11 protein-coding genes and 1 pseudogene are annotated in these 14083 nt (G+C 63.8%); 8 read left to right on the top strand and 4 right to left on the bottom strand.

Annotated elements, in window-relative coordinates:
- Positions 1-236 precede the first annotated feature (236 nt).
- The 7 genes from C454_RS01225 (at position 237) to C454_RS01190 (ending at position 8388) form a co-directional block, all read left to right on the top strand.
- Positions 237-1448: a Tm-1-like ATP-binding domain-containing protein gene (locus C454_RS01225; RefSeq protein ID WP_004971753.1), complete on the top strand. Its 1212-nt coding sequence runs from the start codon at positions 237-239 to the stop codon at positions 1446-1448.
- A gap of 181 nt (positions 1449-1629) precedes the next feature.
- Positions 1630-3048, top strand: a complete 1419-nt coding sequence (locus tag C454_RS01220) for a substrate-binding protein (protein ID WP_004971752.1) — start codon at positions 1630-1632, stop codon at positions 3046-3048.
- Positions 3049-3324: 276 nt separating this feature from the next.
- Positions 3325-4266, top strand: a complete 942-nt coding sequence (locus C454_RS01210) for a branched-chain amino acid ABC transporter permease (protein ID WP_004971749.1) — start codon at positions 3325-3327, stop codon at positions 4264-4266.
- The gene (locus C454_RS01205) at positions 4263-5405 is read left to right on the top strand and encodes a branched-chain amino acid ABC transporter permease (protein WP_004971747.1); all 1143 of its coding nucleotides are present in this window, start codon (positions 4263-4265) and stop codon (positions 5403-5405) included. The genes C454_RS01210 and C454_RS01205 overlap by 4 nt, the downstream gene beginning before the upstream one ends.
- A complete protein-coding gene (locus C454_RS01200; protein WP_004971745.1) occupies positions 5405-6163 on the top strand; it encodes an ABC transporter ATP-binding protein in 759 nt (252 codons plus the stop codon). Before C454_RS01205 ends, C454_RS01200 begins: the two co-directional genes overlap by 1 nt.
- Positions 6160-6903, top strand: a complete 744-nt coding sequence (locus C454_RS01195) for an ABC transporter ATP-binding protein (RefSeq protein WP_004971743.1) — start codon at positions 6160-6162, stop codon at positions 6901-6903. The genes C454_RS01200 and C454_RS01195 overlap by 4 nt, the downstream gene beginning before the upstream one ends.
- Positions 6904-7125: 222 nt before the next feature.
- Positions 7126-8388 carry an outer membrane protein assembly factor BamB family protein gene (locus C454_RS01190; RefSeq protein WP_004971741.1) on the top strand — a complete coding sequence of 421 codons (1263 nt, stop codon included), beginning with the start codon at positions 7126-7128 and terminating at the stop codon, positions 8386-8388.
- An 84-nt stretch (positions 8389-8472) separates the two neighbouring features.
- Here the strand turns inward: C454_RS01190 and C454_RS01185 are convergent, their stop codons facing one another.
- The 4 genes from C454_RS01185 to C454_RS01170 form a co-directional block, all read right to left on the bottom strand.
- Positions 8473-9306 (bottom strand): phosphoenolpyruvate hydrolase family protein, encoded by an 834-nt coding sequence (locus C454_RS01185; protein WP_004971739.1) that lies wholly within the window; start codon positions 9304-9306, stop codon positions 8473-8475.
- 119 nt (positions 9307-9425) lie between these two features.
- Positions 9426-9836, bottom strand: coding sequence for a cupin domain-containing protein (locus tag C454_RS01180; RefSeq protein WP_004971736.1), 411 nt, complete (start codon positions 9834-9836; stop codon positions 9426-9428).
- Between the two features lie 927 nt (positions 9837-10763).
- Complete coding sequence (locus C454_RS01175; protein ID WP_004971734.1) at positions 10764-11717, bottom strand: AEC family transporter; 954 nt, start codon at positions 11715-11717, stop codon at positions 10764-10766.
- A 499-nt stretch (positions 11718-12216) separates the two neighbouring features.
- Positions 12217-12864: a bifunctional 4-hydroxy-2-oxoglutarate aldolase/2-dehydro-3-deoxy-phosphogluconate aldolase gene (locus C454_RS01170; RefSeq protein WP_004971732.1), complete on the bottom strand. Its 648-nt coding sequence runs from the start codon at positions 12862-12864 to the stop codon at positions 12217-12219.
- Between the two features lie 953 nt (positions 12865-13817).
- On the opposite strand from C454_RS01170, the pseudogene C454_RS01165 reads away from it, so the two are divergent.
- Positions 13818-14083 (top strand): annotated as a pseudogene (locus C454_RS01165) (fumarylacetoacetate hydrolase family protein); the annotation flags it as partial.

The raw sequence follows: 14083 nt of genomic DNA, 5'->3' as shown, positions 1-14083 counted from the left end.
CATTACTTGAATGTACTGTCCAGCGGCAAGTCGTGTCCGGATGTCTCGATGCGTCACTAGCCGGTGAACGTTGGACTGACCCCAATATTGATTACAGTCTGTAGTGTTCCCACGATTGCAAGTATGAACCGCGCATGCACACAATCAGTCGCACCGGCGGCGACGCCGCGCGGCGTCGAGGTTTCGAACGACGGGTGCGGACCGACCCGACGCGAGCGGTCCACCACGGGTGACCGATGAGCGTCGTCATCGTCGGCACGCTCGATACCAAGGGCGAGGAGATAGGGTTCGCCCGCGACGTGCTCGAAGGGCAGGGACTCGAGGTTCATCTCGTCGACGTCGGCGTGATGGGAGCGCCCGAAATCGAACCGGACACCGACGCCGCGGCCGTGGCCGAGGCGGGCGGCAGCACCCTCGAAGCGCTTCGGGAGGCCGGCGACCGCGGCAAGGCCATCGAAACCATGGGCGACGGTGCGGCCGTCGTCGCGGCGCGACTCCACGCGGAGGGCCGACTCGACGGCGTCCTCGGTCTGGGCGGCGGCGGGAACACGTCGGTCGCGACGGCCGCGATGCGCGCGCTTCCGATGGGGGTCCCCAAACTGATGCTCTCGACGATGGCCTCGGGGGACACGGAGCCGTACATCGGCTACCACGACATCGCGATGATGTACTCGGTCGCCGACATCGAGGGGCTCAACCAACTCTCGCGGACCGTCATCTCCAACGCGGCGCTCGCGATGGTCGGCATGGTGTCGAACGAACCGGACGTCGAGACCGAGGACAAACCGACCATCGGAATCACGATGTTCGGCGTCACCACGCCGTGCGTCCAGACGGCGCGCGACTGGCTCGAAGCAGAGGGTTACGAGACCATCGTCTTCCACGCGACCGGGACCGGCGGTCGGGCGATGGAGTCGCTCATCGAGGAGGGCGTCATCGACGGCGTGCTCGACGTCACGACGACCGAGTGGGCCGACGAACTGGTCGGCGGCGTCCTGGCGGCGGGTCCGAACCGGCTCGACGCCGCGGCCGAGCGCGGCATCCCGCAGGTCGTCTCGACCGGCGCGCTCGACATGGTCAACTTCGGGCCGAAAGACTCCATCTCCGACGAGTTCGACGGCCGGCAGTTCCACGTCCACAACCCGCAGGTGACGCTGATGCGGACGACCCCGGAGGAGAACGCCGAACTCGGCCGAATCATCGCGGAGAAGCTCAACGCCGCGACCGGGCCGACCACGCTCGCGCTCCCGCTCGGCGGCGTCTCGATGCTCGACGCCGAAGGCGAGGAGTTCTACGACCCCGAGGCCGACGAGGCGCTGTTCGACGCGCTGCGCGAGCACCTCGACGACCACGTGGAAGTCATCGAGTCGTCGGCCAACATCAACGACGAGGAGTTCGCGCTCACGCTCGCGAAGGCAATCGACCGCCGCATGCGGGCGGCGGCCTAACCCGGGCGTTTCCGAATCGAGAACGGGACTCGGGGGGCGCCCCCGCTGCCGACGACGTGCTGAGCGCCGACGAGGATGATTTCGCGCTCGCGGACCGGCCGGGTGACCTGTTTTCTACCCGGATAATCACAAAGTTTAACTATACCATGACACCATGTCACTACCAGCGTTCCGAAGAAACATGACTGATCAACCAGCGCTAACTGACGAATCCAGGCGACGCTATCTGAAAGCAATCGGGACGGCCGGACTCACGGCCGGCCTCGCGGGCTGTACCGGTGGGGGTGGTTCCGAGACCGAGAACACCGACGGCGGCGGTGGCGACGACTCCTCTGGCGGGGACACGTCCGGCGGCGACGACAGCGGCGAGGACTACGAGGCTATCGGGAACTTCCCACCCGAGGGGAACTCCGTGAGCATCGGATTCAACGGGCCGACCTCCGGCGCGTTGGGTCCCGACGGCCAAGACCAAGAGAAGGGCTTCGACCTCGCGGTCAAACACCTGAACGAGGGCGGCGGCCTCGTCGACTACTGGGACCAACTGAGCGGCGACGGCATCATGGGCTACCAGGTCGAGCCGACGAAGGCCGACACCGCCGGCAGCGCCGACACGGCACAGGACAACATCGAGCGGATGATTCAGCGGGACAACATCCAGTTCTGGACGGGCGGCATGTCCAGTACGGTGACGATGGCGATGCAGAACGTCGCCCAGCGAGAGAAGGTTCCGTTCATGGGCGGTAACTCCACGTCCGCCGGCATCTCCGGCGAGAACTGCTCGCGATACTACTTCCACCCGACGTTCCACGCGGAGATTATCGGGATGGCGATGGGCGAGGCCGCGCCCTCGGTCCTCGGCGAGGACCGCTCGCTGTTCCACATCTACATGGACTACTCCTACGGGCAGTCGAACCGCGACGCCGCCCGCAAGTACCTCACCGAACAGGGTCCGTGGGAGGACGCCGGCGGTGCCGCCATCGCGGAGGGCGAGACCGACCACAGCTCCCAGATTCAGGCGCTCGAAGACTCCGGTGCCGACACGCTGTACTTCTCCAGCTTCGGCAACTTCGCCGCCAGCGGCCTCGCGCAACTGCGAGACGCCGGCCTGACCGACGACATCGACGTCATCATCCCGCACGTCAGCGCGTTCACCCTCGACCCGCTCGGCGCGGACGCGGAGGGCGTCCTCGGTATGGAGCCGTGGAACCCGAACGCCGACAACGAACCGAGCCAGGTGTTCGTCGAGTCCTACAGAGAGGAGTACGACGAGACGCCCAACCAGAGTTCGCTGCACACCTACGAGTCGATGATGGTGTACGCGGCCGCCGTCGAGGAGGCCGGCACGTTCCACCCGCCGACGGTGGTTCGAACGCTCGAAGAGTTCGAGTGGAGCCTCGCGTGGGGCGACTCCGCGTACCGGACCTGCGACCACCAGGTCGAGCGCCCGTGGTACATGGTCCGCGGCGTCGGCGACGACCGCGCCGAGGAACTCGGTATCCGGACGGAAATCGTCGAGACGACCGACCCGCTCGTCTACGAGTGCAGCGAGTTCCCGGCGTCGAACTGCGCCATGGGCGACAACGAGTACGGAGACGAGTAACGGCCGGACCAAGCCTCGATACGACGTACCTTACTCCCATTTTCTGCAGTCGATAATCCGCGAGCGGCCATCGGCGTTCTCGGCCGCGCGCACGCCATTCTCCCGCTCGACTGCATTCGCGCCGCGCCGACATCCGGGACCGCCCCCGACGAACCCGGAGAGCGGCCCGCTGGCATGCCAGAAGTCAGCGAAACACAAGATTAACATACTGAAGAATTCATGAATAATCGTGCACACCATGAAGTGCTTACTCACATCTGTACCGAGGTGGAAACGATGAATATCGACAGCATCGTCGGGTTCCTCTTCATCGCGCTGAGCGTCGCATCGCTGTACCTGCTCGTCGCGGTCGGCCTGTCCATCGTGTTCGGGTCGCTCAAATACGTGAATATGGCTCACGGCGTCCTCTACTTGAGCGGCGCGTACATCGGGCTCCTCATCGCGTCGAGCGAGCAGTACGGCGGACTGTTGAGCGACTTCGGACAGGTCGGACTCGATTGGGGGTTCATACCCGCGCTCGTGTTGACGCCGGTCGTCATCTTCGTCCTCGGCGTCGCGATGGAGCGTTGGATCGCAAAACCGTTCTACGAGCGAGAACTTCTCGACCAGCTGTTGGTGACATTCGGAATCCTCATCGCCGCTCAAGAGTTGGTCGCCATCCTCTTCGGCCGGACGGGGACCATCTACCCCCGGCCCGAGTGGCTCACGGGCGCGATTTCGCTTCCCGTCATCGGCACGCCGCCGGGGATGAGCGCGGCCTCGACGATACGCGTCCTCGTCGTCGCGCTCACGCTGTTGCTCGTCGCCGGCATCTTCGCGTTCTTCAAATACACCGACTACGGGCTGGCCGTGCGGGCGGGGACCGAAGACTCCGAGATGACGCAGATGCTCGGCATCCGCGTCGGTAGGCCGTTCCTCCTGATATTCGCCGTCGGTGCCGCCTACGCGGGACTCGCCGGCGTCCTCGGCGGGTCGCTGTTCAACGTGACTTCCGAAATCGGCATGGAGATAATCATCCCGTCGCTGGTCATCGTCATCATGGGCGGCGTCGGCAGTTTGCGCGGGACCGTCGTCGGCGCGCTGCTCGCCGGGCTCACCTTCGCGGTGGCGACGGAACTCGAACCGAGCATGACGCAGGCCAGTATCTATCTGCTGGCCATCGTGGTGCTGACGATTAGGCCGAGCGGTATCTTCCCCTCGGCGGAGATTGGACAATGAGCACGGACAACATCCACAAGACCGTAGACGAAGAATCGTCGTTGATTAGCTGGGACACCTGGGACGGAATCAAGCACACCGAGTCGTTCGTCCTCCTGTCGTCGGTGCTGTTCGTCCTGACGTTCTCGTACGCGTTCGGCCGGGCACCGGTCGTCTCGGATATCTTCCAGGGGTATCACGGACTCGCGGTTACGATTCTCATCTGGTCGATATTCGCGCTCGGGTTCAACCTCCTGTTGGGCCAGACCGGCCTCCTCTCGTTCGGGCACGCCATGTTCTTCGGGACCGCGAGCTACGCCTCGGCGCTGTTCGCGATTCACGTGTACAACGACCCGCTGGCGGTCATCGTCGTCGGGACGCTGGCGGCGGTCGCCCTCGGGGCGGTCGCGGCGCTGATTCTCCTGCGCCTCCACACGGTGTACTTCTCCATCGTGGCGCTGGCTATCGGCCAGTTCCTCTACTTCCTCGCCCGAGAACCGCTCGTGGAGATAACCAAGGGCATAAACGGGCTCGAAGTGCCGCGGTCGCCCGTTCTCGGGTTCTTCGAACTGGAACACCAGTACGGCGGCCTCCTCGGCGAACTCATCGTGAACAACCTCTACCTCTTCGTCGGCGTCTTCTTCGTCGCCGTCGTCGCCTCCATCACGCGCATCCGCAAGTCGCCCTACGGGCTCATCTTCAAGGCGATTCGCGAGAACGAGACGCGGACGGCGTTCGTCGGTCTCGACGTCTGGCGCTACAAGTTCGCGGCGTTCCTCCTCTCTGCGTCCATCGTCGGCCTCGCCGGCGGCCTGATGGCCGTCAACACCCAGTTCGCGGGCGTCGAGCGACTCTACTGGTCCGTCAGCGGCGACGTCGTCGTCATGACCGTCCTCGGCGGCCTCGGCACGCTCGCCGGGCCGGTCATCGGGACGTTCGTGTTCTTCTACTTCAAGGGCATCGTCAACGGCTTCCCGACGCTCGGCAACTACTGGCTGCTCCTGCTCTCGCTTTCGTTTACCACGGTCGTGTGGGTCTACCGCGACGGTATCTGGGGGATGACGACCGCCTTCACCGGCGCGCTCCGCGAACCCAGAGAACTGCTTGACTCCCTCACGGGTGGCGACTCGACCGGCGACTCCTCGGGAGGTGAGAACTGATGGCGCTGCTCGAAACCCACGGGCTCACCAAGGAGTTCGGCGGGCTCACGGCGCTCGACGGCGTCGACATCGAAGTCGAAGAGGGCGAACTCGTCTCCCTCATCGGCCCGAACGGCGCTGGCAAATCCACGCTCATCAACACCATCACCGGTCGGCTGCGCCCGACCGAGGGCGAGGTGTTCTACGCCGGGAACGAACTCGTCGGCATGAAGCCGTTCGAAATCGCACAGCTCGGCGTCGGCCGGTCGTTCCAGACGGCGTCGATTCTCCCGGAACTCACGGTGCGCGAGAACGTGCAGGTCGCGTCGTTCGCGGCCGAACACGGCTCGTTCCGGGTCAACTTCTTCCGCCGGCGGGACTCGTTCGACGAGGTCCAAGCGCGGACGAACGACATCCTGGAGACCATCGGCCTCGACTCGAAGGCCCGCATGGAAGCCGGTTCGCTCCCGTACGGGGACAAGCGGCGCTTAGAGGTCGCCATCGGGCTCGCGACCGACCCGGACCTGCTGTTCATGGACGAGCCGACCGCCGGCATGTCGCCGACGGAGACCGAGATAACGGTCGACCTCATCCACGACCTCCTCGCCGACTGGGGGATGACCATCTTCCTCGTCGAACACGACATGGACATCGTCTTCGACGTGTCCGACCGCATCTTCACGCTCCACCAGGGACGGCTCATCGCGCAGGGCACCCCCGAGGAGATTCGGGAGAATCCGGCCGTTCGCGAGGCCTACCTCGGAGGTGGGGAACAATGAGCCTGCTCGAACTCGACGACGTGCACGCCTACTACGGACCGAGCCACATCCTCCGCGGCGTCTCGCTCGGCATCGACGAGGGCGAGGTCGTCACGCTCCTCGGCCGCAACGGCGCGGGGAAGACGACGACGGTCCGCAGCATCGCCGGGACCGAACCGCCGGCGATTCGGTCCGGTTCGATTCGGTTCGACGGCGACGACATCACGGACTGGCCGGCCGACAACATCGCCATGGGCGGCATCGGCGTCGTTCCCGAGGGTCGCCGGCTGTTCTCCGAACTGACGGTCGAAGAGAACCTCGAGATGTCGAAAATCACCCGCGGCTGGTGGAACACCATCCGCCGGGGCGGCCTCGGCGGCGGCGAGAGCACGATGTCGATAGACGAGCTGTACGACCTGTTCCCGCGGCTCGACGAGCGGCGGACCCAACAGGCCGGGACGCTCTCGGGCGGCGAACAGCAGATGCTCTCCATCGCGCGGACGCTCAGGCTCCCGAACCTGAAGCTGCTGTTGCTGGACGAACCGACCGAGGGACTGGCCCCGCAAATCGTCAAGGCGGTGGGCGACTCGGTCGCCGAAATCGCCGACCAGGGGCTGACGGTGCTCCTCATCGAGCAGAACGTCCGTGAGGCGCTCCGCATCGCGGACCGCGGCTACGTGCTCGACCAGGGCGACATCGTCTACAGGGGTACCGTAGACGAACTCGAATCCGAAGACCTCGACGAGTACCTCGTCGTCTGACCGCGCCGAACGCGCGCCCCTCGGCGCGACGGACGCGCTCTTTCTCTCCCACCTCGCTTCCGTTTCGGTCCGTTCTCGTTCCGATGTTCTCCGCGGCTCTCGTTCGGCTCTCGTTCCGGTTCCTGCCCCGGCGCTCAGTCTCGCAGTTCGAGGTCGCTTTTTCACCCCGGTCGCCGTCAGTCAGTCGACAATATTATTTCGTGACACTCGAACACACGGGACATGAAACGGACCAACCGACGACGATTTCTCGCCGCGTTCTCCTCGTCCGCGCTCACGTTCGCCGCGGGCTGTCAGCGACCTCCGGTCGCGTCTACGTCGCAGAGTCACCCCGTGTCCGAGCCGGTCACCTCGTGGCCGACGTTCCGCGGGGGGCGGTACAACACCGGCTACATCGGCGACGTGTCCCCGCTCGACTCGGAGCCCTCGGTCGAGTGGACGTTCGAGGCCGACGGGGCGTTCTGGGGAAGCCCAATCGTCGCCGACGGCACCGTCTACATCGGGAGCGCCGATAGCTCCCTGTACGCGCTCGACGCGGAGACCGGCGAGGACCGTTGGTCCTTCGAAGCGGACCATCGAATCGAGGGGACGCCGGCCTACGCCGACGGTATCGTCTACATCGGGTCGTACGACAAACACCTGTACGCCATCGACGCCGAGACCGGCGAGGAGCGCTGGTCCCGGGCGTTCGACGGGTTGATCCGAGGGAGCCCGACCGTCTGGGACGGGACGGTCTACACCGGCGTCGGCTGTCACAATCTCGCGTGCGCGTGGTACGCGGAGGAAGCTAACGTCTCGGAGTCCGGGTGGGTGTACGCGCTCGACGCGGAGACCGGCGAGACGGAGTGGCAGTACGAGGTCGGCGACGAGGTCGTCAGCAGTCCGGCGGTCACGGACGACCGCGTGTACGTCGGCTCCTCGGACGAGGCGCTGTACGCGCTGTCGCGCTCGACCGGCGAGGTCGAGTGGCGGTACGAGACCCGCGACATGATATGGTCGAGCCCGGCGGTCGCCTACGGCTCCGTGTACTTCACCGACTGGAACGGCAACGTCCACGCCGCCGACGCGGCGACGGGCGAGCGAGAGTGGCTCGCCGACACGGCGGGCCGATACATCTCGGGCTCCGTCGCGGTCGGCGAGGAGGCCGTCTACGTCGGTCACACGCCGTACAACACGCTCGACGACCCGACGACGAACCACGCGAAGGTGTTCCGCTTCGACCGCGAGAGCGGCGCCGAGAACTGGAGCTTCGAGACGCCCGCGCTGGAGGTCGGGAGCAGTCCCGTCCTGACGGAGGACACGCTCTACGTCGGGACGCACCGACAGTCGGACGGCGACGGCGTCGGCGTCCACGCCATCACGACCGACGGGCAAGAAGAGTGGTTCATGGAAATCGACGGGCGGGGCGTCGGGTCCAGCCCGGCGCTCGTCGACGGGCGGCTGTACTTCGGTGGAACCGACGCGAAGGTGTACGCGGTCGAGTAGTCCGACTGTACGCGAGACCGCCTCCGCGACGACCCAGTCACCGCAGCGGTAGCAATCGCTCGAACGAGAACGTCTCGAAAGCCCTCAGAAGTCGATTTCCTTGAACTTGCGCGCTTGATTCTCGATGGCCTCCTCCGTGGCGAGGCGCTCGATGCTCGACGCGCCGAAGAAGCCGACGACGCCCTCGGTGTTGTTGAGGACGTACTCCGCGTCGTCGGGCCACGCGATGGGGCCGCCGTGGCAGATGACGTGAACGTCGTCACGGACCGACTTGGCGGCGTCGTGGTGCGCCTGCACGCGCTCGGCCGCGTCGTCGAGGTCGAGCGCCGTCTCCGCGCCGATGTCGCCGGAGGTCGTCAGCCCCATGTGGGAGACGATGACGTCGGCACCGGCCTCGGTCATCGCTTCGGCCTGCTCTTCGGTGAAGACGTACGGGCACGTCAGCATACCCTGCTCGCTCGCCTCGCGAATCATCTCGACTTCCTTGTCGTAGCCCATACCGGTCTCTTCGAGGTTCTTCCGGTAGCTGCTGTCCTCGTCGATGAGTCCGACGGTCGGGAAGTTCTGGACGCCGGAGAAGCCGCGACGGCGCAGGTCTTCGATGAACACGCTCATCTCGCGGAAGGGGTCGGTCCCGTTGACGCCGGCGAGCACCGGCGTGTCTTCGACGACCGGGATGACCTCGTGGCCCATCTCGACGACGATTTCGTTGGCGTCGCCGTACGGCAGGAGACCGGCCAGCGAGCCCCGACCGTTCATCCGGTAGCGTCCCGAGTTGTAAATGATGAGCAGGTCGACGCCGCCGCGTTCCGCGAACTTCGCGGAGATGCCGGTTCCGGCACCGGCGCCGATGACGGGGTCGCCGGATTCGATCGTGGATTCGATACGGTCGAGTGATTCAGCACGAGTATACTTCATCCGAGTTGACAGGCCATCGCATACGACTTTAATATTTCGGAAGAATCGACCGGCGGCCGGGCGTCGGGCGAGCGACGCGACCGAAACGGCGTCGATACGAAGGCGCTCGTCCGCGCGAATCAGTTGTCCGGGAACTCGCCGGGCGGGAAGACCGTCGCGTCGTCGTCCTCGCGAATCACGGCTTCCGGGCCGGGCGGGCAGTACACCGCGAGGAACCGAAGCGGCTCCCACGACGTGTTGATGGTGCTGTGTTCGACGCCGCTGGGGATGTGAACCATGTCGCCCGCGCTGACCGTCCGCGTCTCGTCCTCGATGGTCTGTTCGCCCTCGCCGCCGAGGATGTACAGTATCTCCTCGCTATCGGGGTGGGTGTGTCGCTCGTGGCCCTTCCCGGGTTCGAGCAACACGACGCCGGCACTGAACCCCTCGGAACCGGTGACCTCGGGTGTGTTCATCCACTTCAGCGTGCCCCAGTCCAATTGAATCGTCTCTACGTCGTCCGCCTGGACGAACCGCTTTTCGGATACCATGACGTGTTGAGTCAAACAGTATCAATTATTAAATATTTTGGTGGTCGGAACGCGGTCAGAGAACCCGCCGACGCCAACGAGGGCGCTCAAGCATTTTCGAGAGGAAAACGACGATGTCGAGCCGAAATGAGCGAGGTTCGCCACAGAACCGGCAACAGATAGCCTCAAACGCCGGTTCACTCCGGTTCGAACCGTCAGTACCCGCGCGGACGGAGCACTCCGTTTGCGTGTTGTAAATTATTAATACACCAATATAATCGCCGAGCAAAGCGTGAACGTCCCCACCGGTGACCAAGCCATGAACGCCCCGAGACCGAGCGTAATCAGACCGACGTACGGGAGATTATCCACCTCGTCGAGCCCGGGAGACTGTTCGCCTCACGCGGGCGACGCGGATGACGACCGGCAACACGACCGTCGTTCTCGTATCGAGAGCGAGTCGCGGGGTGACGAACGGGACGGCCGCTAAACGCTCATTTTCATATCGAGAATGGGGGCGTACAAACGCGAGTGCGGTGTCCCTCGGAGTCGACGCTCGATCCCCATATTCAGTCGAGATTACAGGCATATATCTGTAACAAATCCATTACAAGCATATGATTGTAATTCCATGTGACGTCATTCGCGGTTTACGAGACGTGGAGAAGACCGCAGTGGAGCCACCAGTCGGTTCTACGCTGTACCGTCCCGTGGAGTGTCGAGCGGCTTCGTGGCGCTGGCGCTCTCTTGACTTCCGCCTGAGAAGCCACTGCCGCTACGGCTCGCCGCGTTTACGAGACAACAACCAGCGCGACTCCGTGGCGCGCCGCGAGACCCTCGTTCGAGGTTCACGCGAGAAGTGGACGGGGCGTCCGAAACGGTGCTTTCGAAATGTGAATCTAGAGCGTTCGTCGATAGCGGGCCCGAATACCGCCGTCCCGAGGTTACTCAGAACAGCGCGCCCGCCTGCAAGACCGCCACGAGAACGGTCAGGACGGCGACGCTGGCGACGGTGGTCGTGAAGATGGTCGTGCTGAGGTACTCGGGGGCGGTGATGCCGTCGACCGCCGTCTCGTCGGCGTACTCGATGGTGAGCGCCAGCGGGATGACCGCGGCGGGAGTGGCACACTCAAGGACGAACACCTTCGCGACGGTCGGGTCGCTGAACCCCAGCGCGAGCGCGAGTCCGAACCCGACGAGCGGCGCGACGACGAGTTTCAGCGCCGTCGGTGCGAGCGACCGCGATATCACGGACACGTTGGTCTCAGCCAGCTGGATGCCGAGGATGAGCAACATGACCGGAATCGACGCGTCGCCGACGAGTCCGACGGTCTCCATGAGCGCCGAATCGGCCGGCGGGACGAGACCGAGCGCGCGGGCGATGACGCCGGCGATGATGGCGTACAGAAGAGGGAGACGAAATATCTCCGTGACTGCGTCGAGAACTCCGCTGTCGGAGCCGTTGGACGCGATGTAGACGCCGAGGGTGTAGACCACGAGGTTCTGGATGGTGAGGTAGATGACGGCGGTCGTTCGTCCGACTTCGCCGAACGCGAACCCGGACAGCGGGATACCGACGAAGCCCGAGTTCGGGAACGCCGCCGCCAGCATGAGCGCGCCGAGGAGCGGCCCCGACTCGCCCGCGAGCCGGCCGACACCCCACGCGATAGCAATCATGAGGAGCGCGTAGCCGACGACGCCGACGCCGAGTTTGAGCACTTCACCGCCGTCGAGGGTCGTCGTGGCGATGCTGTGGAACGCCAACGCCGGGATGAGCACGTACAATCCGAGCGTGTTTATCGGCCCGACGTCGATGTCCGTCGTTCGTGCTAGGAGATAGCCGACGACGGCGACGCCGAGAATCGGGAGAATCGCGTTCGTGAACGCCCCCGTCAACGACATAGTTGGCCCCCCGAGGAGGGTCGGTTCGGCGGTCGGACGGGGTCGACTGAGACTCTGCGCTGTCGCTGTCGGCTCATGTCACTTCCATATTGCTTCTGGTATAAATAGTATCGGAGACGGTTACGTGCGGGGTCGGAGACCGTTGCCGACGAGGACGACCGACGTCAGAATTTGGACGGTCGCTTCCGAAGACACGCAGTCGGTTGTGCTTAAAATATACAACTGCAGTTCGAATAAAAGTCCTAATCAGATGGCGAATGGCATCGGTTGGTTCGCACCAGTTTCCAAGAAGTAATCCACATCCTCAAATAAAATATAGAAAACAAATAATAACCCCACAGACCCAGATATTCCACAAAATACAAGATTATTTATAATATTCAGATTATTCAGAATTTTCAAATTCTTCTAGGTAGACCAACGATATTTCTACAAATATACAATTCAAATGGGAGCTGAGACCCATCGGGAGCCCTCCCTGCACCCCGGACACACCAACTTACTTGGTTCGGGCGGCCTCGACGGCCGCGCTGAACGCGCGGGCGTTCGCTTCGATACCGTCGAACTCGCCGCGAGCGATGGCCTCGGTGTCGACGATGGAGCTCCCGACGCCGACGGCCGTCGCGCCCGCGTCGAAGAACTCGTCCACGTTGTCCAGTCCGACCCCGCCGGTCGGAACGGTCGGGATGTGGCCGAGGGAGCCATCGAGCGCCGAGACGAACCCCGGACCGAGCGTGCCGGCGGGGAACACTTTCACCATGTCCGCGCCGGCTTCAAAGGCGTCGACGGCTTCGGTCGGCGTCGCGATTCCGACGAGCGAGGGCGCGCCGTAGCGGTTCGCGGTTTCGACGACGCCCTCGTCGAACGACGGCGTGACGATGAACTCCGCACCGGCGAGGGTCGCCGCCCGCGCCGTCGCCGCGTCGAGGACGGTCCCCGCGCCGACGGTGACCTCGTCGGCCGCGAACGACTCAGACACGTCTCGAATCATGTCGAGGACGCCCTCGGTGTTCGCGGTTATCTCGACCGTCGAGACACCGCCGCGGCGGAGCGCATCGACCGTCTCAACTGCTGTCTCAGGGTCGGTCCCGCGGATGATTGCGACGATGCCCGACTCCGCGATTCGCTGAGCGGTGGAAGCGACCATGCTCGTAGCAGGACGGCCCACCGCTTAGCCTTCGGGGTTCGAGGGTGTACTGCAGCAAACACCGTCGGATGCAGAGGGCAAGCCGCGGCGGCCGCCCCCAAGTGGGCCGTAACTCAACGACACGGGCACACAGTTCGGACCGCGCACTTCGCTACCGACTTCGGCCCCGCGTCCTTCGTCGCCGAATTTGCTCACGCGACCACTGGCTCTCAAGTGGAACGTCCCCTTCGGGGCACGTAGGGCGATCCGTGATCCGATCGTCGACAGACAGACACCGATATTCGAGACTATGTTCCAAACTAGAGAACGTCGTTTAAAAGATGGCGTCGTCGGTCCTCTATAGGCGCTTCACGGCCAGTTGTGAGTTCGAACGAGGTTTCTCAGACAATACTACGATTGTAATGGTTTGGTTCAGAAACGGGGTTATTCAGACCTGACACGGAGGAGGTCAGCGTGGTTTCGGGACACGTCATTCTGAAATCAAGAATGCCTTATTAATTTCTAACCACCGGTGTTCGGTTCGATAAACGGCTCGAACCAATGATACCCGAACACAGACACGGCTGACAGCACCACGCCATCCGATGGGAGGGGAAGAGTGTATACTCGTTCTAACATCCATATCAGAGTTCACGTTTACGGATGTACAACGTAACTACATTTTTCAGCATCAACCGACATCTTCTGCCAGTTCGTTGCAGGTGGTTCCGCCGAGTCGACGACCCGGGACGAATCTATTCTGTGATTCAGAACGTGATCGTTCGTCACCCGGACTGCGGAGACAACGTGTGGTGTGGGGTACCACAGAACATAATTTTATTAGATTTGGTTATAAACCAGGGTTCGAATGCAGTACCACCAGCTTGAGGTGTCGGGAGAGCGCTGTCTCACGGCAACTCGCGACTCCACGACGTACGACCTCACGAGCGCCGACNCAGTACCACCAGCTTGAGGTGTCGGGAGAGCGCTGTCTCACGGCAACTCGCGACTCCACGACGTACGACCTCACGAGCGCCGACGAGGACCTCCGGACGTTCGGGGATTTGGCTCGGGTGGCCGGTATCGCCCGAATCCCAATCGACCGACTCGCCGCCGAACTCACCGAAAACGCCGACGTCGTCGACCAAGAGTTCGTCGACCAGCACACGACCGTCCCAGTTGACGCCGAAGAAGTCTGGGCGGCGGGCGTCACCTACCAGATCAGCGAGCAGGCGCGCGA

The sequence above is a fragment of the Haloferax gibbonsii ATCC 33959 genome, from assembly GCF_000336775.1.
GTDB classification, from domain to species: domain Archaea; phylum Halobacteriota; class Halobacteria; order Halobacteriales; family Haloferacaceae; genus Haloferax; species Haloferax gibbonsii.
The sequence above is the reverse complement of the archived record's forward strand: the minus strand, read 5'-3'. Positions and strand labels throughout refer to the sequence as shown.